At 62.2% G+C, this 25,920-nt stretch carries 24 protein-coding genes and 1 riboswitch; of the genes, 15 read left to right on the top strand and 9 right to left on the bottom strand.

What is annotated here, in order from left to right:
• Positions 1–753: 753 nt before the first annotated feature.
• The gene (xseA, locus tag GM655_RS11015) at positions 754–2,106 is read left to right on the top strand and encodes an exodeoxyribonuclease VII large subunit (RefSeq protein WP_155434698.1); all 1,353 of its coding nucleotides are present in this window, start codon (positions 754–756) and stop codon (positions 2,104–2,106) included.
• Positions 2,107–2,141: 35 nt separating this feature from the next.
• Here the strand turns inward: xseA and GM655_RS11010 are convergent, their stop codons facing one another.
• Positions 2,142–3,134, bottom strand: a complete 993-nt coding sequence (locus GM655_RS11010; RefSeq protein WP_155434697.1) for a glucokinase — start codon at positions 3,132–3,134, stop codon at positions 2,142–2,144.
• A gap of 274 nt (positions 3,135–3,408) precedes the next feature.
• Here GM655_RS11010 and GM655_RS11005 point away from each other — a divergent pair, with 274 nt between their 5' ends.
• Positions 3,409–4,389, top strand: a complete 981-nt coding sequence (locus GM655_RS11005; RefSeq protein ID WP_155434839.1) for a LacI family DNA-binding transcriptional regulator — start codon at positions 3,409–3,411, stop codon at positions 4,387–4,389.
• Between the two features lie 124 nt (positions 4,390–4,513).
• On the top strand, positions 4,514–5,092 hold the full coding sequence (gene sodB, locus GM655_RS11000) for a superoxide dismutase [Fe] (protein ID WP_155434696.1): 579 nt from the start codon (positions 4,514–4,516) through the stop codon (positions 5,090–5,092).
• Between the two features lie 87 nt (positions 5,093–5,179).
• Here the strand turns inward: sodB and GM655_RS10995 are convergent, their stop codons facing one another.
• A complete protein-coding gene (locus GM655_RS10995; protein ID WP_155434695.1) occupies positions 5,180–5,818 on the bottom strand; it encodes a TetR/AcrR family transcriptional regulator in 639 nt (212 codons plus the stop codon).
• A 66-nt stretch (positions 5,819–5,884) separates the two neighbouring features.
• On the opposite strand from GM655_RS10995, the gene GM655_RS10990 reads away from it, so the two are divergent.
• The 7 genes from GM655_RS10990 to GM655_RS10960 all read left to right on the top strand — a co-directional run bounded on the left by GM655_RS10990 (position 5,885) and on the right by GM655_RS10960 (position 12,892).
• Positions 5,885–7,066, top strand: coding sequence for a TCR/Tet family MFS transporter (locus GM655_RS10990; protein WP_155434694.1), 1,182 nt, complete (start codon positions 5,885–5,887; stop codon positions 7,064–7,066).
• A 119-nt stretch (positions 7,067–7,185) separates the two neighbouring features.
• Positions 7,186–7,512 carry a DUF4148 domain-containing protein gene (locus tag GM655_RS10985; RefSeq protein WP_155434693.1) on the top strand — a complete coding sequence of 109 codons (327 nt, stop codon included), beginning with the start codon at positions 7,186–7,188 and terminating at the stop codon, positions 7,510–7,512.
• 66 nt (positions 7,513–7,578) lie between these two features.
• Positions 7,579–9,036, top strand: coding sequence for an efflux transporter outer membrane subunit (locus GM655_RS10980; protein WP_155434692.1), 1,458 nt, complete (start codon positions 7,579–7,581; stop codon positions 9,034–9,036).
• Between the two features lie 50 nt (positions 9,037–9,086).
• Positions 9,087–9,584, top strand: coding sequence for a MarR family winged helix-turn-helix transcriptional regulator (locus GM655_RS10975; protein WP_155434691.1), 498 nt, complete (start codon positions 9,087–9,089; stop codon positions 9,582–9,584).
• Between the two features lie 15 nt (positions 9,585–9,599).
• Positions 9,600–11,768, top strand: coding sequence for an FUSC family protein (locus GM655_RS10970; protein WP_155434690.1), 2,169 nt, complete (start codon positions 9,600–9,602; stop codon positions 11,766–11,768).
• Positions 11,758–11,958 (top strand): DUF1656 domain-containing protein, encoded by a 201-nt coding sequence (locus GM655_RS10965; protein WP_155434689.1) that lies wholly within the window; start codon positions 11,758–11,760, stop codon positions 11,956–11,958. The genes GM655_RS10970 and GM655_RS10965 overlap by 11 nt, the downstream gene beginning before the upstream one ends.
• Positions 11,959–11,989: 31 nt before the next feature.
• A complete protein-coding gene (locus GM655_RS10960) occupies positions 11,990–12,892 on the top strand; it encodes an HlyD family secretion protein (RefSeq protein WP_371866779.1) in 903 nt (300 codons plus the stop codon).
• A 9-nt stretch (positions 12,893–12,901) separates the two neighbouring features.
• Here GM655_RS10960 and GM655_RS10955 read toward each other — a convergent pair whose 3' ends face one another.
• From GM655_RS10955 to GM655_RS10940, 4 genes are all read right to left on the bottom strand, one after another.
• Positions 12,902–13,234 (bottom strand): hypothetical protein, encoded by a 333-nt coding sequence (locus GM655_RS10955; RefSeq protein WP_155434688.1) that lies wholly within the window; start codon positions 13,232–13,234, stop codon positions 12,902–12,904.
• A gap of 59 nt (positions 13,235–13,293) precedes the next feature.
• On the bottom strand, positions 13,294–13,959 hold the full coding sequence (locus GM655_RS10950; RefSeq protein WP_155434687.1) for a thiol:disulfide interchange protein DsbA/DsbL: 666 nt from the start codon (positions 13,957–13,959) through the stop codon (positions 13,294–13,296).
• 76 nt (positions 13,960–14,035) lie between these two features.
• A complete protein-coding gene (locus GM655_RS10945) occupies positions 14,036–14,956 on the bottom strand; it encodes a cobalamin-binding protein (protein WP_371866778.1) in 921 nt (306 codons plus the stop codon).
• A gap of 8 nt (positions 14,957–14,964) precedes the next feature.
• On the bottom strand, positions 14,965–16,932 hold the full coding sequence (locus GM655_RS10940) for a TonB-dependent receptor family protein (RefSeq protein WP_155434686.1): 1,968 nt from the start codon (positions 16,930–16,932) through the stop codon (positions 14,965–14,967).
• Between the two features lie 78 nt (positions 16,933–17,010).
• Positions 17,011–17,187: riboswitch (cobalamin riboswitch) on the bottom strand.
• Positions 17,188–17,355: 168 nt separating this feature from the next.
• Between GM655_RS10940 and GM655_RS10935 the strand changes: the two genes are divergently transcribed.
• The gene (locus tag GM655_RS10935; RefSeq protein WP_155434685.1) at positions 17,356–18,153 is read left to right on the top strand and encodes a DODA-type extradiol aromatic ring-opening family dioxygenase; all 798 of its coding nucleotides are present in this window, start codon (positions 17,356–17,358) and stop codon (positions 18,151–18,153) included.
• Between the two features lies 1 nt (position 18,154).
• Here GM655_RS10935 and GM655_RS10930 read toward each other — a convergent pair whose 3' ends face one another.
• A complete protein-coding gene (locus GM655_RS10930) occupies positions 18,155–18,913 on the bottom strand; it encodes a penicillin-binding transpeptidase domain-containing protein (protein WP_155434684.1) in 759 nt (252 codons plus the stop codon).
• A gap of 159 nt (positions 18,914–19,072) precedes the next feature.
• Between GM655_RS10930 and GM655_RS10925 the strand changes: the two genes are divergently transcribed.
• On the top strand, positions 19,073–19,504 hold the full coding sequence (locus GM655_RS10925; protein WP_155434683.1) for a GFA family protein: 432 nt from the start codon (positions 19,073–19,075) through the stop codon (positions 19,502–19,504).
• 30 nt (positions 19,505–19,534) lie between these two features.
• Positions 19,535–19,714, top strand: coding sequence for a hypothetical protein (locus tag GM655_RS10920; protein WP_155434682.1), 180 nt, complete (start codon positions 19,535–19,537; stop codon positions 19,712–19,714).
• A gap of 9 nt (positions 19,715–19,723) precedes the next feature.
• On the opposite strand, the gene ylqF is transcribed toward GM655_RS10920, so the two are convergent.
• Positions 19,724–20,647 carry a ribosome biogenesis GTPase YlqF gene (ylqF, locus tag GM655_RS10915; protein WP_229632530.1) on the bottom strand — a complete coding sequence of 308 codons (924 nt, stop codon included), beginning with the start codon at positions 20,645–20,647 and terminating at the stop codon, positions 19,724–19,726.
• A gap of 160 nt (positions 20,648–20,807) precedes the next feature.
• On the opposite strand from ylqF, the gene GM655_RS10910 reads away from it, so the two are divergent.
• On the top strand, positions 20,808–22,793 hold the full coding sequence (locus tag GM655_RS10910; RefSeq protein ID WP_155434680.1) for an OPT family oligopeptide transporter: 1,986 nt from the start codon (positions 20,808–20,810) through the stop codon (positions 22,791–22,793).
• Here the strand turns inward: GM655_RS10910 and GM655_RS10905 are convergent.
• Complete coding sequence (locus tag GM655_RS10905) at positions 22,790–23,716, bottom strand: histone deacetylase family protein (RefSeq protein ID WP_155434679.1); 927 nt, start codon at positions 23,714–23,716, stop codon at positions 22,790–22,792. The two genes, GM655_RS10910 and GM655_RS10905, sit on opposite strands and share 4 nt — an antisense overlap.
• 135 nt (positions 23,717–23,851) lie before the next feature.
• On the opposite strand from GM655_RS10905, the gene GM655_RS10900 reads away from it, so the two are divergent.
• Positions 23,852–25,858 (top strand): alpha/beta hydrolase family protein, encoded by a 2,007-nt coding sequence (locus GM655_RS10900; RefSeq protein WP_155434678.1) that lies wholly within the window; start codon positions 23,852–23,854, stop codon positions 25,856–25,858.
• Positions 25,859–25,920 lie beyond the last annotated feature (62 nt).

Genomic DNA, 25,920 nt, shown 5'->3' with positions numbered 1-25,920 from the left:
CATATTCTGTTGATAAGATTGTGAGCAAGGCATGGGGTGGCCCGTTAACTCATTGATTTCAATCAATATAGTTCTCCTGCGCAAAATTCCAGCACGGGGGGAGTCAAGCGCCGATTCCATTGTCAATGTGATATTTTTTACCCCTGGCAGGGACAACTGTGCAGTTCTGCACAAATTATGTGGATAAGATTGTGCGCAAGGCTGTACGTGGTAGCTAAGTACCTTGATTTATAAGGATATTTATTTCCAGCTCAAAAAATAGGCAGCCACGGGCAGCCTAAAATTCCCGTTTGAGCTGTGTACTTCTACACACTTTGTGTGGATAAGATTGTGCGCAACGGCCGATGTAATTAGGCAAGTATTTGATTTGGAAGGAAATTACACGCATGCATAAAAATAATGCAGAGACGACATCTGCGCAGTTCTGCACCGCATGTGGAGAAAATTCCTGTCGGAATCGCCGACGCGGTGGATTTCTACACATTTTTTGTGGATAACTTTGTGCGCAACCACCCATGACTTATGCAAAGCACTTGATTTATAAGGAGTTTTTGCCGCTGCACAGGAATTTAGCAGGGTGATTTATCGTTTAAAATCAGTGCCATAGATGCAATATTTAGGGCAATCTATACCGTGTGACGGCTATATGACGGCTTTCCAGTCATGTGGATAGCTATGCACAGCCGCGGACGCGTTAAAATCCCGCACTAGCCGATTTTCCCCGTCCACCGGACGCCCCTCGCTGTCGCCACTATGAATTCTGCCGATACTGCCACCCCGCCCAGCGCTCCCGTCATCAGCGTGAGTGCCCTGAACCAGGCCGTGGCCCGATTGCTGGAACGTTCCTTCCCGCTGACCTGGATCAGCGGCGAAGTCTCCAACTTTACGCGCGCCAGCTCGGGCCACTGGTATTTCACCCTCAAGGACGATGCCGCGCAGGTGCGCGCCGTGATGTTCCGTGGCCGCGCCCAGTACGCCAGCTTCATTCCGCGCGAGGGCGACAAGGTGGAAGTACGCGCACTGGTCACGCTATACGGTGCGCGCGGCGATTACCAGATCAACGTGGAAGCCATCCGCCGCGCCGGCGTGGGTTCGCTGTTCGAAGCCTTTCTGCGCCTGAAGGAAAAGCTGGAAGCGGCCGGCCTGTTCCACCCCGAACGCAAGCGCCCACTGCCGCTATTCCCGCGCACGGTGGGCATCGTCACCAGCCCGCAGGCGGCGGCGCTGCGTGATGTGCTGACCGCGCTGCAGCGGCGCGCACCCCACGTCAACGTGGTGCTCTACCCTACTCCCGTGCAGGGTCAGGGCGCAGGCGAGAAAATCGCTGCCGCCATCGATACGGCCTCGCTGCGCAATGACTGCGATGTGCTGATCGTCTGCCGTGGCGGCGGCAGCATCGAAGACCTGTGGGCTTTCAATGATGAAGATGTAGCTTATGCTGTCGCCAACTGCCGCATGCCGGTGATCTCCGGCGTGGGCCACGAAACCGACTTCACCATCTGCGATTTTGCTGCCGACCTGCGTGCCGCCACGCCCACCGCAGCAGCCGAACTGGCCGTGACGCCGCGCGCCGACTGGCTGGCCGAATTACGCTCGCATGTGATCGATCTGCGCCGCGCCATGCGCCGCACGGGCAGCGAAGCGGCACAGACCTTGGATAACTACAGCCACCGCCTGCTCAGCCCTGCCGCGCAGATCCGCCAGCAGCGCCTGAAACTGCAGGCGCAGGCCAGCACGCTGACCCATGCCAACCGCGCACCGCTGGCACAGGCACGCTACCAGATGCAGCGACTGAGCGACCGGCTGGCAGCGCTCAAGCCCGATGTAAGGGCACAGCGCACGGGGCTCGCCCATCTGCAATACCGCGCCACACTGGCGCTGGGCACACAACTGAGCCAACGGCGTGAAGCGCTGGCCGCATGGTCGTCGCAGCTCGCGCTTTTGAATCCGCAACGCACGCTGGAACGCGGCTATGCCATCGTCAGCGATGCACAGGGCAGCATCGTGCGCGATCCGGCCCAGCTCACCGCGCCCAGCACGATTACGCTGCGCGTCGCAGGTGGCAGCGCGCAGGTGGGCGTGGCATCGGTACAGCCGCTGGAATAGGTCGCACCGCATCAGTCGCAGCGCAGGCAAGTAGCTCAGGTTGCCGACAGCATGGCCGACATGCCGATCAGGGTAGGATATTTTTCCGTGATCACCAGCGTGGGGATGTGCGCCAGATAGTCGGAGAAGCGCCCCTTCTGTTCGAAGCGGGCGCGGAAGCCGGAGCGTTCGAAGAACGCCAGCATGGGCGGCACCACGCGGCCACCGATATAGATGCCGCCTTTGGCGCCCAGCGTCAGCGCCACATTGCCGGCCACCGTACCCAGCATTTCGCAGAACGCCAGCAGGGTCTCTTCACAGACGGGACAAGTGCGCGCCAGACCACGTTCGGTAATCTGCACGGCATCCAGTTCCTGCGGCGTGATGCGCGCCCGTTCGGCCAGCGCCCGGTACACCAGCGCCAGCCCCAGTCCCGACACCAGCCGTTCGCTCGACACATGCTCGTGATAGCGCCGTGCATAACGCAGGATCTCAATTTCGCGCTCGTTCATGGGAGCGAAAGTACTGTGCCCGCCCTCGCTGTCGATGGCAATCCAGCGCTCGCCGGCCGGCACCAGCCCCGACACGCCTAGCCCGGCATCGGCGCCCACCAGTCCTATCATGGCGCCCTCGCGCGCCACACCGCCGCCGATCTGGTGGCGGTGCGCCGCATCGAGATAGGGCAAGGCACTGGCCAGCGCCTTGAAATCGTTCACCACCACCAGCGACTTCAGGCTGAACTGCGAGCACACGGCTTCGATGGAAAACGACCAGTGGTGATTGGTCATCGTGACCCAGTCGCCGTCAATCGGGTTGGCGATGGCGATGCCGGCATAGCGGGCCTGATAGCCGCCAGCCGCCACCGTGGCCGGCTGCGACAGATAGGCCACCAGTGCCGCCCCCAGCGTGGGGTAGTCGGCGCAATCCGTCTCCCACACGGCGACGATGCAGTTGGGTGCCGTCTCCAGCCCGAAACTGGCGCGCCTGCCGCCTACGTCCGCCAACAGGCGGGGGCCACTCGAGAGGTGGATATGTGCGACGGTCTCCATGCTGCTTCCTGTTCTATTTCTGCGGGTACGCTGTTGGCTCAGCTTTTCGCGATTATATGCCAGCACATGCTTGAAAACGATTTCAAACTACTTTTTACCCACAAAACCATGGCGTTTTGACCGTCTGGCGGGGGCAGGAGTGACAATTGCCGGATTACTCAGCGATTTATGGTAATCTGCTGGCGAAAAGGTTTTCATAACCTGTACTCCCCCATTCTTAGCAGCAGGACATCCCTTGGCAGACAATACGCGACACTCCGGCCCTTCGACTCTGATGGATGTTGCCCGTCTGGCGGGCGTCTCGCCCAGCACCGTTTCGCGCATCCTCAACGGCACGGCCCGCGTCTCCGACGACAAGCGCGATGCCGTGCTGGCCGCCATTGAAAAAGTGAAGTTCGCGCCCAACCAGATGGCGCAAGGCCTGAAAAAAGGCCGTTCCATGACCATAGGCATCGTGGTGCAGGATATTTCCTCGCCCTTCTTCGACGAAACCCTGCGCGGCGTCGACGATGGCCTGAAAAACACTGGCTATGCTTCGGTGATCGTCAGCGGCCACTGGGATGCCGAGGAAGAAGCCGACCGTATCCGTTTGCTGCTGGCACGCAAAGTCGACGGCATCATCCTGCTGTCGGGCCGCATGTCGGACCAGACGGTGTTGAACTTCTCGACCCAGCGCCCCATCGTTTCTACGGGACGGGCGCTGCACACGGCCAGCGCACTCGGCTTCAAGCTCGATAACGAAGCGGGCGCCTATCTGGCCGTACACCATCTGATCGAACTGGGCCACCGGCGCATCGCCTTCATCACGGGTCCGGCCAACAATATCGATGCCGGCGAACGTCTGGCCGGCTATACCCGCGCCCTCAAGGAAGCCGGCATCGCGCTCGACGACAAGCTGATCGTGGAAGGCAATTACCACGAATCGAGCGGCATGCTGGCCATGAACCAGTTATTCGATACCCACCAGCAGTTCACGGCCGTCTTCGCCGCCAATGACCTGACGGCCTATGGCGCGCGGCTGGCGCTGTACCGCAAAGGCATACGCGTGCCGGACGATATCTCGCTGGTCGGCTTCGATGACCTGCCCGGCTCGTCCTACACCACCCCGCCGCTGACCACGGTGCGCCAGCCCCTGTACGACATCGGCCGCATCGCCACCCAGGCGCTGATGCGCATTATTAACGGCGAACCGGCACGCGGCGAAGTGCCGCCGCTGGAACTGGTGGTACGCGAAACCACGCGGCGCGTACGCTAGCTTTCCGGGTTTAGCCACACGGAATTGAAGGCTTTCCTGCAGCGAAAGCGCTTCCGCTTTACAATGCTGGACGTTTCGACAAAAATCACTCCGGTTTTAAACAGCAACCATTAAAGGAATAACAATGGAACATACTCTGCCACCTCTGCCCTATGCCATCGACGCTCTGGCGCCGCACATCTCGCAAGAAACGCTGGAATACCACTACGGTAAACACCATCAAACGTATGTGACCAACCTGAACAACCTGATCAAAGGTACCGAGTTCGAAAACCTGTCGCTGGAAGAAATCGTCAAGAAATCGTCGGGCGGCGTGTTCAACAACGCAGCTCAGGTGTGGAACCACACCTTCTACTGGAACGGCCTGACCCCGAACGGCAAAGGCGCACCAGAAGGCGCGCTGGCTGACGCCATCAACGCCAAATGGGGTTCGTTCGACAAGTTCAAAGAAGAGTTCACCAAGTCCTGCGTAGGCAACTTCGGTTCGAGCTGGACCTGGCTGGTGAAAAAAGCCGACGGTACGCTGGACATCGTCAACACCTCCAACGCTGCGACCCCGCTGACCACCGATGCCAAAGCGCTGCTGACCTGCGACCTGTGGGAACACGCTTACTACATCGACTACCGCAACGTCCGTCCTAAATATGTTGAGACCTTCTTCAAGCTGGCCAACTGGGACTTCGCAGCCGCCAACTTCGCCTGATCGTCGATCACGCAATAGCAAAAAGGGAGCTGCACGCTCCCTTTTTTTATGCCTGCAATGTGCGGCTGCCGCGCTAGCCGCCAGCCACTAAACGTAAGGCGTGCCGGCCAGTGCTGCCTGCACGGCCGCATTGCCCTGCTCTACCCGCGTCAGAAACACAGCCTGCGCCTGCGCTTCATCAGCACTGATACGGTAGCGCTGATGCGCTTGCAGATAGGCCGTACTCCAGCAGGCCAGCAACAGGCTGGCCGCCAGCTCGGCATCAGCATCAGGTGCCACCCGCCCCGCGCTGTGCGCCAGTGCCTGCGCCAGTGCGGCTTCCAGTTCCCCCCGTATCGCCCGCGCTCTGGCCTTGAGCGCTTCGCTGGCGCCCACGGCTATCACAAAGCTGGCGCTGCGGGCCGAGAAAGCCAGCGCCGGATGCTGCTCCTGCACCAGCTGGTGCGCCAGGCGGCGCAGCGCTTCCAGAGGCGCTAGCTGCGGCGACTTAGCGGCCAGCGCGGCCAGCAGCAGCTCGCGCCCTTCCGCATCGCGGTCGAAGAACATGTCCTCCTTGCGCTGGAAGTGGTTAAACACTGTCATGCGCCCTACATCGGCCGCTTCGGCGATGTCATCCACCGTCACCTGATCGAAGCCCCGTTCGATGAACAGGCGAGTGGCGGCATCGGAAATAGCCTGACGGGTGGCCTGGCGTTTGCGGGATCGGCGGTCGGGAGCGGTTGACATGGCGAGATTATACTGGATACAATTTATGTACTGAGTACATTTTTATACTCGGACTAAATATCCACCATGCCTACCTCCCTCTACATCATCTATGCCACGCTGGCGCTAGACGCCGTCGGCCTTGGCCTGATCTTCCCCATCCTTCCCCGCCTGCTGGAGCAAGTCAGCCAGCAGGGCGAAGTGGCGCCCTATCTGGGCAGCATGACGGCGCTGTACGCCGTCATGCAGTTTGTCTTCGCGCCCGTGCTGGGCGCCCTCAGTGACCGCATAGGCCGCCGCCCCGTGCTGCTGCTGTCGCTGGCCGGCGCCAGCATCAACTACCTGCTGATGGCCTGCGCACCGCAGCTGTGGATGCTGTTTCTGGGCCGCGCCATTGCCGGCCTGAGCAGCGCGAACATGTCCGTCGCCACCGCCTACATCACTGACATTTCCACCACCGGGCAGCGCGCCGCCCGCTTCGGTTTATGCAACGCCATGTTCGGCGCCGGCTTTATCATCGGCCCCGTACTGGGCGGCCTGCTGGGCGAGCACTGGGTACGGCTACCCTTCATCGCCGCGGCCGCCCTGAACGGCGCCAATCTGCTGCTGGCGCTCTGCGCCCTGCCCGAAACCCGCGCGCCCAGTACCGAGCCGCTGCAACTACGCCAGTTCAATCCGCTGTTGCCGCTGCGCTGGGTGCTCGGGCAGCGGCAGCTATTGCCGATCACGCTGGTGTTTTTCGCCTTCAGCGCAGCCGGCGAAGCCTATGGCACCTGCTGGGCCCTGTGGGGACAGGATGCCTTCCACTGGAATGCGCTGCACATCGGCATGTCACTCGGTGCTTTCGGCGTCTGCCAGACACTGGCGCAGGCGCTGCTGCCCGGCCGCGCCACCCGCCTGCTCGGAGAACGGCGCGCCATACTGGCCGGCCTGCTGGGCGCCTGCAGCGCACTGGCCGTGATGGCCATGGCCAGACAGGACTGGCAGGTATTTGCCGTCATGCCCCTGTTCGCGCTGGCCGGCATAGGCGCACCGGCGCTGCAGGCACTGGCCAGCCGCCTCGTCGCGCCCGAACAGCAAGGCGAATTCCAGGGTGTGCTGGCAGCCGCCGTCAGTCTGGCTTCGATCCTTGCGCCGCTGGGTTTCTCGGCCATCTACATGGCGGCACGTGCGCATTGGCCCGGCGCCATCTGGCTCTCCGTACTGGCCGTCAATCTGGCCATCATGCCGCTGGTACTGCGCCTGCGCTTCAACACGTCCGCAGCCTGAGCACGTGCTCGCTCCTGCCAGTCACAAGAAAAGCTATCGCCGTGATAGAAAACAATTACTTTACAAATGTACTATTCATCTATATAGTTTACTCATCCCAACCCGCTAGGAGCATCAAGATGAGCACCATGAGCAAACAGTTGTTGAGCGCCGCCGCTACCGCCGCATTCGCTATCGCCGCTACGGCCACCACCATTACCAGCGCCTTCGCCCAGACCAGCGCACCGGCCGGCAAAACCGCCACTACCGCCGCAGCCGCAGCCGCCACCACGGCCGCCGCACCAGCCGCCGTGACTGCCGCAGCACTGGCCACCAGCACCCAGCCGGCAGCGCTGACGCGCGAGCAGGTACAGGCCGCCTATCTGGAAGCGCGCAAGAACGGCACGCTGATCGAGACCGAAGTGGACCTCGACGTGGCCCAGACCCGCAAGCACTACGCGAAATAAGCTGGTTTGCCGTCCAGACCACCCGCCTGCATCGACTCTGACCACCATCAGCTTGCCGCGACCAGCATGAACCGCCAGCGCCTCTCTGCCCTTCTGCCAGCCACCATCAGCGCCAGCCTGCTCGGCCTGCTGATGCTGCTGGCCGGCTGTGCCCCGATGGAAGCGGTGCGCACGCAGGCGCAGCCTGTCAACGCTGCAGCGCTGGATGCGGGCAAGGCGATCCGCGCGGCCCGCGCCGACGCTGAATGGCCGACCGAGCACTGGTGGGAAGCGCTGCACGACAGCCAGCTGAACCGCATCGTCGACAGCGCACTGGAACAGCAGCCGACGCTGAAGGCAGCGCAGGCGCGCGTACGCCAGGCCGAAGCACTGGCCGGCATCACGCGCGCTGCCACGCTGCCGCGCGTGGATGCCAGTGCCAGTGCCGACCGAGAACGCTACTCGGCCAATAGCACGGTTCCGCCTCCGCTGGCTGGCAACTATGCGTGGAAAGCCAGCGCCGCCGTCACGGCCAGCTACGACCTCGATCTGTGGGGCCGTAACCGGCAGGCACTCAGCGCGGCACTCGATGAGGTGCAAATCGCCTCGGCCGAAGCCCAGCTCGCGCGTCTGACGCTGGCGTCTACCATCGTGCGCAACTACGTCCAGCTATCGCTGCAATACGCGCTGCACGATAGTGCGGAACAGAGTCTGGCGCAGCGTCAGTGTCTGCTCGATATTAGCCGCCAGCGTCACAAAGCCGGTCTGGCCAGCGAGCTCGATGTACGCAGCATGGAAACCACGCTGGCGGCAGGACGGCGCGAACTGGAACAGATAGAAGAATCCATGGCCCTGCTGCGCAACCAGCTGGCCGCCCTTTCTGGCAAAGGTCCGGGCGACGGTGACACGATCGCCCGGCCAGTCCTTGCACTCCAATCCGGGCACGATGGCGCGCTGCCAGCGCAACTACCGGCCGAACTGCTAGGCCACCGGCCCGACATCGTGGCGCAGCGCTGGCGTATCGAAGCGGCCAGCGCGCGCATCGGCGTGGCACAGGCGGCGTTCTACCCGAACATCAACCTGAGTGCCTTCGCTGGCCTGCAGTCCCTGGGCTTTAGCCATCTGCTGGATGGGCATTCGGCCATGGCCGGCGTCACACCGGCCATCAGCCTGCCCCTGTTCGAGGGTGGCCGCCTGCGCAGCCAGTTGCAGGAACAGGGTGCGCTCTACGATGGTGCAGTGGAACAGTACAACGCCAGCATCGTCCAGGCGCTGGCGGAAGTGGCGAACGCACTGGTGCGCATCAATTCGGTGCACGAGCAGCAGGCGCTGGCCAGTCAGGCAGTGAACGTCGCCAAACGCCAGCAGCAGCTGGCCGAACAGGCTTATCGTGCCGGCCTGAGTGACGCGCAAACCACCATCAGCGCGCAACTGACGGTGCTCAATGAGCAGCAGCAGCAGGCAGTCGTGGCAAGCAAACAACTAGAGAACTACACATTGTTGATGACGGCACTAGGTGGCGGCATAAAACTGGAATTGCCATGAAACTAAAATAGTACAATCGGGACTTCTATAAGATAGCAGAGGAGTAGGCAATGAGTAGTTTTGCAGCGACCACAAAGCGCTTAAAAAACATCCATGCCCGCATGCCGGAATTCCCGGAAGACCTGATGCGCGTACTGCGCATGACCTACCACATCCAGAAACGGATGAAGGACCTGAGTAACGCGGCGCTGCGCAAATATGATCTGGTGGACGCCAGCTACATGGTGCTGGCCGTGCTGTACGGCTCCGAGGATGAGACCTCCACCGCATCCACGCTGGGCGAAGCCTGCATGGAAAAACCGGCCAACCTCACCCGCGTCTGCAACGATCTGGAAGCGCAGGGCCTGATCACCCGCGGCAACCGTCCCGGCGACCGGCGCTGCGTGATGATCAAACTGACGGATACAGGCCGCGCGCTGGTGGAAAAAGTGCTGCCCGAAGTGTATGGCACCACCACCCGCGCCTACGACGGCTACAGCCCCGTGGAACTTAAACTACTTGAAGATCTGCTGCGCCGGCAGCTGAATAATCTGGAAGCGCTGACCTAGCGCATACGCAAACACATGAACCCTGCCCCCGCCGCTGCCAATCAGAACACCAGAACAGCAGAACCGCGCGGGGCAGCGGCCCGGCTGGCGGCGTGGTTAGCAGCCGAAAGCCGCAACTGGTTCAACAGCGAAGGCGAACGCTGGATCTTCGTCGCCCGCACCCTGCTCGCTTCCTACTGCGCCCTGTGGCTGGCGTTCCGGCTCGGACTCGATGCCCCCTACTCGGCACTGGCCACCAGCGTCATCCTGGCACTGCCAAATAGCGGCATGGTGCTGGAAAAAGCCTTCTACCGTTTTCTCGGCACCCTGGTTGGCTGCACGGCTGCCCTGCTGCTGGTAGCCCTGCTGCCGCAATCCCCCATCCTGCTGTATCTGGGCGTGGCACTGTGGATAGCGCTGTGCACCAGCGGCGCCGCCATGCACCGCAACCAGCAGTCTTACAGCTTTGTACTGGCCGGCTATACCGCCTGCATGATCGTGGTGCCGGCCATCGACGGGCCCGAACACGTGTTCAATCTGGCCGTCACGCGCGTGACGGAAGTCGGGCTGGGCATCATCTGCGCCGCCGTCATCCACGACGTGGTGTTCCCGCGCCGCCATGCGCGCAATGTGATGCGCACCGTGCAGAACCGCTACACCAGCTTCATCACCTTCTGCACGCAGGTGCTGGAACAGCGCCTCACGCCGGCCGAAACCGAGCTGGCCCACCTCAAGTTCGCTGCCGATATCGCCGCGCTGGAATCGGGCCGCGCTGCCGCCTTCTTCGAAGCTGGCGATGGCCGCGCGCGCACGCGCCAGCTACATGCCTTCAATGCCGCCTTCATGACCGTGCTGACCACCTTCTATACGCTGCACCGGCTGATTCACCGCCTGCACGGTGCCGCACCCGAACACGCGCAAAGCATACTGGCACTGGTGCAGCCCATCCACAGCCATCTGGCCAGCGCCATGTCGCAGGATTTGACGCCGGCCCGCATGGCCACCATGCGCACGCAGCTGGCCAGCGATATCGCCAGCGCACGCTACCAGTTAAACCAGTTGTCGGCGCACAGTCCCATCGCACGCGCCCAGCAGATCGACTTCGACACCACCATCGAACTGCTGGAGCGCTATGTGCGCGACCTCGGCGACTTCATCGCCATCTACCATGGGCTGACGCAGGAGAAGCGCCAGCAGGTCAGCGATCCCGGCGCCTACACGCCGAAAACTCCGCCCGCCATCGTGCTGGCCAGCGGCGTGCGCGCCGCCAGCACCCTGCTGGTAACCGTGGCTGCGTGGTACTGGCTGGCCTGGCCGCAGCTAGGCAATGCCATCGTCATCGCTACCATCTTCTGCGCACTGGCCTCGTCCTCGCCGCGCCCCACGGCCATGATCAAGCAGGTGCTGATCGGCTTCGGCATCGCTGCCCCGCTGGCCTTCGTCACGGAATTCTTCCTGCTGGCGCGCGCCAACGATTTTGTCACGCTGGTGCTGGCCACCATGCCGGTGCTGGCGCTGGGCGCCTATCTGCTCAGCGGTGCACGCTGGGCCGGTGCCGGCATAGGCATCTGCATGTTCTGCGCCACCCTGCTGATACCGGCCAACCTGATGCACTACGATATGGAGAACTTCATCAACAGCGAACTGGCATTGCTGCTGGGCGTGGTGGTGGCCTACCTGATGTTCAGCGTGGTGCTGCCCGAGCACACCATGGGCCAGCGCGACCATGTGGCGGCAGCGCTGTGGCGCGAAGCCTCGCGTGCCTGCAAAGCCCCCATGTTCCGTCTCAAGCGCCGCTACGACAACCGCGTACGCGACCTGCTCAGCCAGTTGAATGCCGCTGCCGGTCCCGCGCCGGGCCCGGCAGTGCGCACCATCGTCAGTCAGGGCCTCACCCTGCTTGAACTGGGCCACGCCATCATCGACCTGCGCCTGTATATCGCACAGGCACCCGCAGGTGCTGCCCGTACAGCGCTGCAAACGCTGGTCAGCCAGCTCGCACGCTACCTGCAGGCGCCCGACCACGCGGCCGCCGCCACCACGCTGCAGATCACGCTGGCCACCGGCACGGCCGTGCGTACCGAGCTGGCCGCCGCGCCGCCAGACCAGCAGCTGGCATTGCAAGCCACCCTGCCCGATTTACATGCCATCTATACTTCATTGCAAGATCAGCTCAGCACAGGAGAAACCCGCCATGCCCCGTGAAATCGATCTGTTCGGCGTCCTGATACCGGGCGTACTGCCAGTCTTCCTGCTCAGCATGGCGTTACAGGGCGTGCTCGATCACGCCCTCAGCCATCTGGGCGCCTACCGTCATAGCTGGCATCCGGCGCTGGCGCGGCTTTGCCTGTTCGTCTGCATTTTCAGCGCCCTGCTGATCACCCTTTACCAGTAACCAGCCACCTCCCTGCCCCCGAGAGTACAACGTGAACGCTACAAGAATCTTCCGCTATTTTCTGACTTTGCTGCTGCTGGGCGCTGCCCTGTGGATGGGCCGTGCCGCCTGGGACCACTACATGGCATCCGCCTGGACGCGCGATGGACGCATCAAGGCCGATGTGGTCACCATCAGCGCCGACGTGGCCGGCACCGTGACGCAAGTGCTGGTGCACGACAACCAGCTCGTGCAAAAGGGCGACATCCTGTTCACCGTCGATCAGGCGCGCTACCGCAATGCCGTCACACAGGCGCAAGCCCTGCAGGCAGCGCAGCAGGTGGAACGGGGCCGGCGCAGCAAGGAAGCCAGCAGGCGTGCAGCGCTGGATAGCGCCATCATCTCGGCGGAAAGCCGCGAGACGGCGGCCTATGCTGCCGATACGGCCGGTGCGCAGTATCAGGCTGCACTGGCGGCGCGCACGCTGGCCGAACTGAATCTGGAGCGCACTGTGGTGCGTGCGCCTGTCACGGGCTATGTGACCAATCTGAATGTGCATGCGGGCGACTTCGCCGCAGTGGGCGCTGCCAAGCTGGCGCTGATCGACGCCGCTTCGTACTATGTAGTGGGGTATTTTGAAGAGACCAAGCTGCCGCTGCTGAAGGCCGGCGACGCGGTGGAGGTTCAGCTAATGAGCGGTGCGGCCGCGCTGCATGGCCACATCGCCAGCATCGCCCATGGCATTACCGACCGCGATGCCAGCACGGGGCGCGAGCTGCTGGCGGACGTCAATCCTACGTTTAACTGGGTCCGGCTGGCGCAGCGCGTGCCGGTGCGCATCGCGCTTGATCCGCTGCCGCAGGGGCTGGAACTGGTGGCGGGCACCACCTGCACGGTCATCATCCGCACTGCGCCGCAGCCGGCAGCGCGTGCAGCGCAGCGGCCGCACGCCTGAACGGCCGGCTTATTTCTCGGGACTGAGGTGGGTCAGCGCGTAGCTCACGTGCTGCCACCAGTGCTCGCGCGACTGTACGCTGCGCAGGCATTTCTTGTCGATTTCGCCTTTGAAGACAGGGTCGGCGCACTGCTTGGTCGCCAGCGCATTGCGCTGGTTTTCCGCATTGCTCAGCGCCAGCGTAAGCCAGACCACCAGCGCCAGCGCCAATGCAGCCAGACTCCACGCCAGATGGTTGATATACGCCCATTCGAACAGGTTTTCGATGATAGGTGAAGATTCTTTGTAGATCTTCATCACCTGCCCTTCGACGGCTTTCTGTTCGTCGCTAATCTCTTTCATACTGACCCCGTCTGGCGTTGCGCTGCTTTTACGCAGTTGATTACTCGGTAACTGCTGGCTTACTTCTTGGCCGCGCGCTCTTGCAGCGACTTGGCGATCAGGCTGTCGGCCACGGCAAACATGGCAGCGTGTGCAGCCGGTACCGAAGTCAGGCCATGGCCTGCCACGGCTGGCGAGGTGGTGTAATGACCGTCGATCACGATGGCTGGTACGCTATCGAGCTTATACAGGTTAGCCATTTGCACGCCGCGCTTCATGCGGGTTTGAACGCCAAACGAGTTAAAAGTTTCCAGATATTTGGCTTTGTCTATGCCGTTTTTCACCACGAAGTCCAGCACCAGCTGGTCCGTGTTCAGGCGGTTGCGCTCCACGTGGATAGCGCGGAACAGCTTTTCGTGCATGCCGTTACCCAGTGCGTTCATCGCTTCGAGCGTGTAGAAGGCCTTGGCCTGTGCATCTTCACCGAGGTGCATGCGGCGGAACACGATCTTGTCGCCCTGCTTCTTCACCCAGTCGGCCAGTGGCACGTCCAGCGCGTTACAGTGCGGGCAGTGGTACATGAACACTTCCAGCACTTCGACTTTCTTGCCCGTGTCCGGGCGGCTAGGCGCGTTGACGGTGTTGAAATCCAGACCGTCTTTGAAATCGGCGGCATAGGCGCCGCTGGCAGCGGCCATGAAGGCGGCAGTGGCTAACAGGGGGCGCAGAAAGCTCAGGAAACGCATAGTAGTCCTTGTTCAAGATAGGTGGCAAACGCGGGCAGATTACCACCTTTTTCCCTGCCCGCAAATTAACCGAAAATTAAGGCTTGCCGGCGGGTCGGTGCTGGCGTGCCGTTTCCAGCTTTTCGCACAGCACGGCAATGCCGTCGGCGATGCGCGGAGTGGCCCGCACCAGCAGTTCGCTATCGAGCATGAACAGGTTGCCCCGCTTGACGGCCTCCATGGCCGTAACCTTGCGCCAGATCTGGATGCCGGATTCGGCATCGTGGCGCTGGCCGCCGATGATGGCTTCCGGATTGGCCTTCAGCACCGCTTCGCTGCTCACATTCGGCGCCGGCACGCGCTCATCGGCAAACACATTCTGGCCACCGCACACGCGCATGGCGTCGCTGGCGATATGCTCTCCATTCAGCGTATAGATGGGCCTTTCCCAGATCTGGTAGAACACCCGCACTACTGGCCGGGCGGCATAGCGGGCGCTCAGAGCGGCGATTTTCTGCCGGTAGTCCTGCGCGGCTGCCTGTGCCACGGCTTCGGTGCCCATCAGCTGGCCGAGACGGGTCAGACTGGTAGCGACCTGCTCCAGTTTCTTCGGTTCGCTGTAGAACACCGGCACGCCGAGGCTCTTGAGCTGTTCGATCTGGCGTGCCGTGTTACCGCTCTGCCACACCACCAGCAGATCGGGCCGCAGCGCCAGCACCCGCTCCAGATCGATCTGCGCATCGCTGCCGATCAGGGGCAGGCGCTTGGCCGCCTCCGGATAGTCGCTGAAGTTCATCGCGCCTACCACCCGCTCGCCCCCGCCTGCGGCGAACAGCAGCTCCGTGATGTGCGGTGCCATGGCGATCACGCGCTGCGCCGGCTTGGCCAGTGTGACGGTATTGCCGGCATCATCACGCACGGTGATGGCCGCCTGCGCGGCACCGGCGGCGACCATGCCGGCACTGGCGCCCAGCAGCGCCAGCATACGAAGATGAGGGAGGTAAGCGTAAGTCTTCATGGTCTAGCTCAGAAGGTGTAACGCGCGGACAGCTTGAACTGGCGGCCATCAGCCGGATAGATCGCACCGTTGCAGTCGAAGGCCTGCGAGTAGTAGTGCTTGTCCGTCAGGTTCAAACCCTGCACTGCCACTTCCCACTGGCCGTAGGTGCGCGCATAGCGGGCATCGAACGTGGTGTAGCTTGGAATGCGTGCGTTGCACTGGTTGGTGAAGTCGTTACCAAAGCGCTGGCTATCGACCCACTGGGCGCCCAGATCGGCCGTCTGGCCGCTGGCTGGCGTCCAGCTAATACGTGCACTCAGCGTGTTCTTTGGCACCAGTACCATCTGCTTGCCGTTGTTGCTGCCTTCGGTGAAGCTGGCATCCACGTGCTGGTAGTGGCCGTTCAGCGTCCAGTCGGCGTTGATGCGCTGTTCTGCATCGAGCTCGAAGCCCTGACGGCGGGTCGGCGCCAGATTGACATTGGCGTAGACCGACTGGTCGTAGAAGATCTCGTTGACCAGTTGGTGACGGAACACGCGCGCCGTCAGTTTCTGCAGCGCGCTGGCGTAACTGGCACCCAGTTCAAGATCGTGCGACTGCTGCGCTTCCAGCGGCTGATTTTTCTTCTGCGGGTAAGCATTTTCGTCCGAGGTAGCCAGACGGTAGCTCTGGCCAGCCTTGCCGAATACCGTGGTATGCGCCAGCGGCATATAGCTGGCCTGCAGTTCCCATGCATTCACCGCCTGCACCGCGCTGTAGGCCTTACTGCCATAGCCGAACGGATCGCGGAAATTCTTGTCGAACAGTTCGCGCCGCACACCCGCCGAAATACGGCCCTGATGGGCTGCATCGAAGCGCAGTTCATCGCGCAGATAGATGGCCTTGGAGTGCTGGTTGGCGTCAGCCGAATAGCTGCTCGTGGCCACACGGGTCCAGTACATCAGATCGACGCCGGCTACCGTCTCGTTGAGCAGACCAGCCACATTGCCCAGATGGCGCACACGCGGCGAGAACTGGGTCTGCTTGCTGTCATACTCCATCACATACAGGGATGGGCTGTAGTAAGTGCCCTTGCTGTGCTTCTTACGGTAGGACAGATCAGCCGCCACGTCATAGGCGCCAAAATGGCGCTGGCCGAAGACAGTCAGGCGGTCGCTATCGAGGCTGGCGGCGTCGTTGGGCGTACTGGCCTGACGCGGATTGCTGGCGAACTGCTGGGCCGTCAGCGAACCGGGCAAGCCCATGTCCTGACGCGCGCCCTCGTAACGGAAGCCGGCCCGGCCCGCGTCATCGAACCACTGTGCGCCACCGGCGAACTGGGTCTGCTTGAATACGTTGTTATCGCGGTAGTTGTCGGTACGCTGGGTATCGAGCGTGGCATCGGCCGCAAAGCCCTCCCATGCGTGCGCACCGGACAGGCGCAATTCGCCCGCGCCGAACTGGCCGCCTTCCACAAACATCGTGCCACGGCGGCTGAACTTCACCGGACGGCGCGTAACGATGTTGACTACGCCGCCCGTGGCGCCATCGCCGTACAGCACACTGGCGCCACCACGGGTGATTTCGATGCGTTCCACGCTGTCGATAGGAATGGTGGACAGGATGGCATTACTCAGTTCATTTTCCGACAGGCGCACGCCATCGAGCACGATCACCATATTCTGACTGCTATTGGTGCCGAAGCCGCGCAGGTCCAGACTGAAATCGGGGCTGCCGTCGAGGCTCTGGCGGCCATACACGCCGCCGATCTTGCGGATGGCGGCATTCACGTCGCTCACGCCCGCGCGCTGGATATCTTCGGCATGAATTACCACTGCACCGATAGGTGCCAGCGCCGGATCGGCATCAAAGCGCGAGCCGGTGACGATCACCGGTGCCAGCACCTGCGCGACCTGCGCAGCAACGATTTCCTGAGCCAGAGCGGCCAGCGGAGTAAGGGAAGTAAAGCAGAGAGCCACGGCTGCAGCGAGCCGGCGTGGAGGGAATACAGGCATGAGATTCAGTTCCAAAAGAGGCATCCGCCTGCGTCCCCGCAAGCCGGAAGTGTACGGAAGACGCACAGGCAGCACCTGCACGCTTCCCCCTGTCTGGCCGGTATCCGGGCTGGCACGGCGCTGATTGCGCCATGCGTTACCGTTGCGGGGGCAGCACACCTTAGCCGCAGCGCTGGCAAGCGCGCACGGCCCTGTGTTTCCCGTTTAACTGCCAGCGCGAACACGCTGACAAGCACCAAAACCCGCGCATTATACGCGTCTGCGCGCGCGCAGGCGCTTTTGCCGGAGGCTGTGCCGGGCCGTTGCACCGGCAGTGGCGGCGCTACGATTAACTATTTAGATCGAATCTATCGACATTTCATGGATTGATAAGGCAGGCTGCCGTCCTTATAGTTATGGGCATCATTCCAACGGAGTCTGCTCATGTCTACCCTGCCTACCTATTTTCTGTCCCACGGCGGCGGCCCCTGGCCGTTCATGATGGATCAGGTCGGGCATCTGTACGCCAGGCTGGACGCCTCGCTGCGCGCCCTGCCGTCCGAACTGCCGGCCAAGCCGAAAGCCCTGCTGGTCATTACGGCTCACTGGGAGGGGCGCCAGTTCATGCTGTCCTCTTCGGCCAAGCCGCCGATGATCTATGACTACGGCGGCTTCCCGCCGCACACCTATGCAGTGCAGTATCCGGCGCCCGGTGATCCGGCACTGGCCGCGCAGGTCAAGCAACTGCTCGACGCGGGCGGCTTCCCTGCTGTGCTGGACGAGCAGCGTGGCTTCGACCATGGCACTTTCAGCGCGCTGTATCCAGCCTATCCGCAAGCGGACATGCCCATCGTCCAGCTATCGCTGCGCCATGATCTCGATCCGCTGGCACACGTACAGGTCGGCCGCTTGCTGGCACCGCTGCGCGAACAGGGCGTGTTAATCATCGGTAGCGGCCTGAGTTTCCACAATCTGCGCGCTTTCAACGCCCAGGGTGCTGCGGCAGCAAAGGCGTTTGACGACTGGCTGCGCACCAGCATGGCATTGCCGCCAGCCCAACGCACGGCCGCGCTGCTGGAATGGGAAAAAGCGCCGGCCGCACGCATGGCACACCCGCGCGAAGAACACTTGCTGCCGCTGATGGTGGTGCTGGGAGCTGCCGAAAATGATGCTGCCAGCGTGCCCTATCACGAGGATGCTTTCATGGGTGCGCTGGCCGTAAGCAGCTTCCGCTTCGGCTAGCCTACAGTGCGTCCAGCCATGCGGGCAACTGTGCCAGCATGGCATCGCGCGCACGGAAACCGGCCGGGCCATCCAGCGCCTCGTCACTTTCGAGCCGCTGCTGCACGAACGTGACGGTGCGCCCTGATTTGCTGGCCCAGCCCACATACCAACCTAGCTTGCCGTGCGCACCATAGCTACCCGCCCCGGTCTTGCCAACCACTTCCCAGCCATTCGCCAGCTTGCCGTGGTGCGCAATCTGTGCGGTCATCATGTAAGCCTGTGCCGTCACGCCCAGTTCGCGCCGCACCAGCCGGCCCAGAAAAGCCAGTTGTCCGCGCGGCGTAATCTGCAGCGAGGAATTCAACCACGCCTTGGTCAAGCCACCTGCAACGTCCTGATTACCGTAGCTGAACTGCCGCACATAGCGGACCAGGCGCTGCTCACCGAGACGCTGGGTAATCTGCTGCGAATACCAGACGACTGACCATGCCATCCACTGGGCCGGAGCGATATCCTGCTTCCACTCCGCGCGCCAATCCACGTAGCCGGGCTTGAACGGCCACACCGGCTGATGTTCGTCCACCAGTATTTGCGCGTCATACGCCATCAGGCTGATAGCGAGCTTGAAAGTCGACATCGGCGAGGTGGCGATATCGCACTGGCCTTCCTGCCGGATCACGCTATCGTTGGCGCTTTCCGCCAGAAGATTGCAGGTCGTGGCGGCGCCATAGGCCAATGGCGCTGCAGCCAGCAGTATGGTGAAAGAAATCGGCTTCATCGTTTAAAAAAATTGGAGGGGATGGCTTCCCACCGGCGACACAGGCCGGATCGCACAAGGCAGACCTCGCAGTGGAATTCGCGCTATAGTGCCAGCGCCAGTAACAGAGCACAACCCGAGCACAACCCGAGCACAAGCAGCTAACGCGGAGCAGATCGAATGGATATGGAAATCAAGGAGGCCCACGGCGCCTGTCATTGCGGCACGGTGCAGTTTCACGTCAGGCTCACGGATGGTCTGAAAACTGCGCGGCGCTGCAATTGTTCCTACTGTCGCATGCGCGGTGCAGTGGCCGTGTCGGCCAGTCTGGCCGATATCACCATCACGGCCGGCGCCGATGCACTGACGCTGTACCAGTTCAACACCATGCAGGCCAAGCACTACTTCTGTTCGAAATGCGGCATCTATACGCACCACCAGCGCCGCTCCAATCCGCAGCAGTATGGTGTCAATGTGGCCTGCCTGGAAGGCATCAGCCCCTTCGACTTCGCGGTGGTGCCCGTCAACGAGGGCCAGCTCCATCCAAAAGATAGCGCCGCAACAGGCCCTGTCGTAGCGGGGCATCTGCACTACCGCCCCGCCATCGGCTAGAATCGCGCCACTGCTTAACGCGAGAATGACATGAAACGGAATGTGCGCAATTTTGCACTGGCCATGCTGGGCGGCCTGTGCGGCAACCTGATTTACGTCCACACACTGGGCGATCCCACAGACTATCACTGGGGACGCAGCCTGGTGTTCTCCTGCTTTATGGCGGCCTCACTGGTCGCCCTGCAGATTTACCGCCAGCGCCAGAACTGAGCGGCTACCTTAGGTGCCGCGCTTGCCGCGTGCAGCCTTCTCGGCTTTCTCAGCTTCCTTGGCGGCCTTCTCGGCCAGACGGGCAGCTTCAGCGGCAGCAAACTGCTCGAGGCGCAGGGCGCGGCTAGTCGGCGTTTCCAGCGAAATGCGGCCTAGCGCACCGCTGCGGTAGTCGCCGAGGAAGACGTGCGAGGCTTTTTCGAAATCCAGATCGCCGCCCTTCTGGCGGAAGCCGCGCCGTGCAGCGATGCCTTCCACCACGGCGATGCCGTCCATGCTCTCGATCTCCTTGAAGCCGTAGCGCGCCACCAGCAACTGCGGGTAGGACTGCAGCAGTTCATCAGCGAGGAATACGGCCACTTCCTCTTCGATCACGGCATTGGTGCCCACTGCGTGGCTGGCCGCCAGCATCAGGCCATCGCTAGGCATGGCGATCTTAGGCCACAGCATGCCGGGCGTATCGACCAGAATGGTGTTCTTATCCAGGTACAGCTTCTGTTGCTGTTTTGTCACAGCCGGCTCGTCGCCCACTTTGGCCACGCGCTTCTTCAGCAGCGCGTTCATCAGGGTCGATTTGCCCACGTTGGGGATACCCATGATCATGATGCGCAGCGGCTTGGTCGGCACGCCGCGGTGCGGCGCCAGCGCGCGCGCCAGCTCGGGTATGCGCGCCACATCGGCCGGCTTTTTGGTGGTCATGGCATACGCGCTCACGCCTTCCTGCGCGTTGTAATAGGCCACCCACGCTGCCGTCGCAGCCGGATCGGCCAGATCGACCTTGTTAATGATCTTCAGGCACGGGCGCTGGCGGAACTTGCGCAACTCCAGCACCATGGGGTTGGTGCTGGCCTCGGGCAGCCGCGCATCGACCACCTCGATCACCAGATCGGTGTTCTCCATCTGCTCGGCCGCCTTCTTCTTGGCAGCGTTCATATGCCCAGGGAACCATTGTATCGACATGCTCTGACCTTCTAAAACGTTCTGACAATCCGCTATTTTACCTGCTGAGCCGTGCAGCTTTCGGATATGATGGGTCGCTTTTGCCGTTTCTAACCATATCTACAATATTTATTTTTCGACCGGAGTGCTGAAGATGAGCATAGCTGCACCGTCCAACCCGAAGGAAATCACCCTGCGTGGCATCATCCTGGGGATACTGATTACGCTGGTATTCACCGCCGCGCAGGTCTATCTGGGCCTCAAAGTAGGCCTGACCTTCGCCACCTCGATTCCTGCGGCCGTGATTTCCATGGCTTTGCTGAGCGCCTTCAAGGACGCCACCATCCAGGAAAATAACATCGTCCAGACCATCGCCTCGGCGGCCGGCACGCTGGCCTCCGTGATCTTCGTGCTGCCCGGCCTGATCATGATAGGCTGGTGGGAGCAAGTACCGTTCTGGCCCGTATTCGGCGCCTGCGCCGTGGGCGGCGTGCTCGGTGTGATGTACACCATGCCGCTGCGCCGCGCCCTCGTGTCGCAATCGGACCTGCCCTACCCTGAAGGCGTGGCTGCGGCCGAAGTACTGAAAGTGGGCATGGCCTCGCGTTCCGGCGCCGAAGAAGGCAAAGCCGGCCTGTGGGCCGTGATCTGGGGCAGTCTGGCATCGGCCGCATTTGCCGCCGGCGGCGCCATCAAATTCATGGCCGCCGAAGTAGCAATCTACTTCCGTACCGGCAGCGGCGCGACCGGCATCGGCGCTTCCAGCTCGCTGGCCCTGATCGGCGCCGGCCACCTGATGGGCATTACCGTCGGTATCGCCATGCTGGCCGGCCTGCTTATCGCCTGGGGCATCATGGTGCCCCTGATGACCAGCCTGACGCCCGCAGCTGCTGGCGTGGAAGCTTCGGCCCACGCGCTGGGCATCTGGTCCAAGGAAGTGCGCATGATGGGCGCCGGCGTGATTGGTCTGGCCGCGATTGTCACGCTGGCCGGTCTGGCCAAGCCGATTTTCAGCGGCCTCAAATCGGCCATGGAAACCGCCCGCAAAGCCAAGCTGGAAGGCGTCACGCTGGACCGCACCGAGCAGGATCTGCCGATCTTCATCGTCGGCCTGATTACCCTGATCTCCATGGCCCCTGCCGGCTGGCTGCTGGCCAGCTTCCTCGATGGCACCACCATCGCCAGCCTGAGCGTGCCGCTGGTGGCCGTCGGCATCGGCTACATTCTGATCGCCGGCATGTTCGCTGCCGCCGTATGCGGCTACATGGCAGGCCTGATCGGCTCCTCCAACTCGCCCGTTTCGGGCATCGCCATTCTAACCATCCTCGGTGCTGCACTCAGTGTGGGCATGGTAGGCCGCAGCATCCTGGGCCCGAACACGGCACAGGCGCTGATCGCGTTCGCCTTGTTCGTCACCACCGTGGTGCTGGCCGTGGCCGTGATCGGCAACGACAATCTGCAGGATCTGAAAACCGGCCAGTTAGTCGACGCCACGCCGTGGAAGCAGCAGGTCGGCCTGCTGATCGGCGTCGTCGCCGGTTCCTGCGTCGTGCCGCCCGTACTGGAACTGCTCAACCACGCCAACGGTTTCGTCGGCGCCGCCAACACCCACGCGATTTCCGCCCAGCCGCTGGCCGCACCGCAGGCGCTGCTGATCTCGACGCTGGCCAATGGCGTCATCGGCGGCAATCTGCAATGGAATCTGCTCGGCTACGGCGCGCTGGTCGGCCTGCTGCTGGTGCTGATTAACTTCGCGCTCAAGAAAGCCAGCAATGACAAATACAGCCTGCCACCGCTGGGCGTGGGTCTGGCCATCTACCTGCCTAGCGCCGTGATTACGCCAGTGGTGATTGGTGCGATTACCGGCTATCTGTTCGAACGCGCGATGGAACGCAAGACGGGCGGCGAAACGGCCAAGCGTCTCGGTGTGCTGATCATGTCGGGCTTCATCGTCGGCGAGAGCCTGTTCAATGTGGCACTGGCCGGCCTGATCGTGCTGTCCGGTAAAGGCGAGCCGCTGGCGATAGCCAACAGCCTCAGCGAATCGCACACCATGATCATTGCCCTGATCGTGGGCAGCGCCGCCGTCTGGGGTCTGTACCGCTGGTCCGCCCGTCAGGGCGAACGCATCGTCAACTAGATTTCTGCCAGCGCCTTGAGGTGCGCTACCACGCTGCGGCCCAGTGCCGACAGGTTGTAGCCACCTTCAAGGCAGCTCACGATGCGGCCCTGCGCATGCTGGCGCGCCACCGCCATGATCTGCTGCGTGATCCACGCATAGTCTTCTTCCACCAGCCCCATGCCGCCGATTTCATCTTCGCGGTGCGCATCGAATCCCGCTGAAATAAAAATCATCTCCGGCTTGAACGCGTGCAGCGCCGGCAGCCAGTGTTCCAGCACCACCTTGCGCACTTCCTCGCCGCCCGAGCGGGCCGGCAAGGGCACATTCACCAGATTCGCAGTAATCGGCTCCGGCTCCGTGTAGGGGTAGAACGGATGCTGGTAGAAGCTCGCCATCAGCGCGCGCGGTTCGTTACGCAGCGCTTCTTCCGTGCCATTGCCATGATGGACATCGAAGTCCACCACCGCCACCCGCGCCAGACCGCGCACATCAAGCGCATGCTTGGCCGCCACGGCGACATTGTTGAACAGGCAGAAGCCCATGGGCTCGATCGGCCGCGCATGGTGACCGGGCGGACGGATGGCGCAGAAGGCATTCTCGATTTCGCCATCGATGACGGCATCCGTGGCCGCCACGGCCGCGCCGGCAGCGCGCTGGGCAGCGCTCCAGCTATAGTGGTTCAGCGTGGTATCGCCATCAATCGGATAGGTGTCGCCTTCGGCCGGTACGTTGTCGCGCACGATGGCGATGGCATTGCGGCTGTGATTGCGTTCCAGATCGCTGAGCGCTACCAGCGGTGCTTCGCGGTGCTCGAACAGATCGTTCACATGGGCGCTGATCAATTGGTCGGCAATCGCCTGCAGGCGCGCCGGAGATTCGGGGTGCCAGTCGCCCATGTCGTGACGGGCGCAATCGGGATGGCTGTAAATAGCTGTGGTCATATCGCGTGGTTCTACTCGTATCGCCCAATTTACCATAGAAGCCACAAAGCCATACTTGCCATAATGTCGCAATAGACAATAAATCAATTGACTAATATGATAATCAAATAATAAATTATTCTAGCTAAGGCTCTTATGCGTTCTCCTGTTTTGCTGCACCGACTGGCACTCCTTGCCACCCTGTTTAGTCCCGCCCTCCACGCTGCCACACCCGCCCTGCCCGACGTCGCGAGCTTTTTCAAGGCCCGCGAAATCAGCAACGTGACGCTGTCCCCCAAAGGCGGCTACGTGGCCAGCACGTCGATACTGCCGGATGGGACACAAGCACTGGTAGTCCGCGAAACGGCAGACCCCACCAAGCTCAAAGTCATCACCCGCAATGCCGTGGACAACGCCAAAGTCACCAGCGTGCACTGGATTAACGAGCAGCGACTGGGCTTCACCGTCAAAAATATGCAGATCGAGTTCGAAGGCAACTGGGACGAATTTGCCGTCGACCGCGATGGCGAGCGCCGCGTCCACCTGATCGCCGGCAACTGGGGCCACCGTCAGGAAAGCGTAGGCACCCGCTTCACCAACCGTACGCTGACGGCCGAATACGGCTTTTACGATACGGCCCATGATGGCTCGGACGACATATTGGTGGAGAAGTATGTCTGGAACCATACCGACCGCCAGCCAGACCACTCGCGCCTGTACCGCCTCAACACCCGCACCCAGATCCTGCGCAGCGCGTTCGAAGGCAACCAGCCAGAAGCCGTCAAGCACTGGATCACCGACAGCAAGGATATGCCACGGGTGGTTTCCTCCACCATCAAAGGGCGCTGCATCAGCTACTTCCGCAATCCGGAAGACACCGAATGGAAGGAACTCAGCAACGGCGTGTGCTATTCCGACCAGCGCTTCCAGCCCCTGTTCTTCGACGGTGCCGATACCCTGTTCGTGCGCGCCACTTACAAGAACTACGGCGCGCTGTTCCGCTATGACCTCAAAGCGAAGCAGATGGACGCCGAGCCTATCGTCGAGACGCCGGGTTTCGATTTCACGGGAGCCCCCGAGATCGACCGCGCCACCGGCAGGCTGCTGGGCTTCCAGTTGCACACGGATGCCGGCACGACTGTCTGGCTGGACCCGAAACTAAAGGCCGAACAGGCCAAAATCGATGCGGCGCTGCCGGGCACCGTCAACACCGTATCGTGCGCGCAGGATTGCAGCGCCAGCCCGGTGCTGCTGATCGCTGCGGTCTCCGATCGCCAGCCATTGCAGTACATCCTGTACACCCGCGCCACGGGCGCCATGATAGGACTGGGCAGCACCCGCTCCAATATCGCCATGGCGCAGGTGGGGCCGCGCAGCTTCCATCATTACAAGGCGCGCGATGGCCGCAGCATCCCCGTGTATGTCACGCTACCTGCCGGCAAACCGGCCGGCCCGCAGCCTGCCATCATACTGGTGCACGGCGGCCCGCAGACGCGCGGCTCGTCGTGGGAGTGGGATAGCCAGGCGGCCTTCCTGTCCTCGCGCGGCTACGTGGTGATCCAGCCGGAATTCCGCGGCAGTACCGGCTTCGGCGCCGAGCACTTCCGCGCCGGCTGGCAGCAGTGGGGGCTGAGCATGCAGGACGACCTGACCGATGCCGCACAATGGGCCGTAAAGCAGGGCTGGGCCGACAGCAAGCGCATAGCGCTGATGGGCGCCAGTTACGGCGGCTACGCCACGCTGATGGGACTGATCAAGGAACCGCAAGTGTTCCGCTGCGGCGTCGAGTGGGCAGGCGTAACCGACATTAATCTGATGTTTAGCTCTACCGAATCGGATATGTCGGAAGAGTGGCTCGGCTATGGTGCGCGCAAACTGATAGGCGATCCGGAACGGAATTCCGAGCAGTTCCGCGTCACCTCGCCACTGCTGCGCGCGGCCGAACTGAAACAGCCGCTGCTCATGGCCCACGGCGCGCAGGACCGCCGCGTGCCGCCCGAACATGCGCGCAAATTTGCCGATGCCGTCAAGGCCAACAATCCCGACGTGAGCTACCTGATGTACAACAACGAAGGCCACGGCTGGCGCCATGACGACAACAACATCGATTTCTGGCGCAAGGTCGAGACCTTCCTCGATAAAAATCTGAAGCACGCCAACTAAGGGCAAGCTGCCATGGTATCGCTGGCACGGTTTCTCGCTTAGAATCAGGGCAGAGCAACCGT

The sequence above is a fragment of the Pseudoduganella danionis genome (assembly GCF_009720775.1).
GTDB classification, from domain to species: Bacteria; Pseudomonadota; Gammaproteobacteria; order Burkholderiales; family Burkholderiaceae_D; genus Rugamonas; species Rugamonas danionis.
Note: the sequence above shows the minus strand (reverse complement) of the source record. Positions and strands in the feature narration are given on the sequence as shown.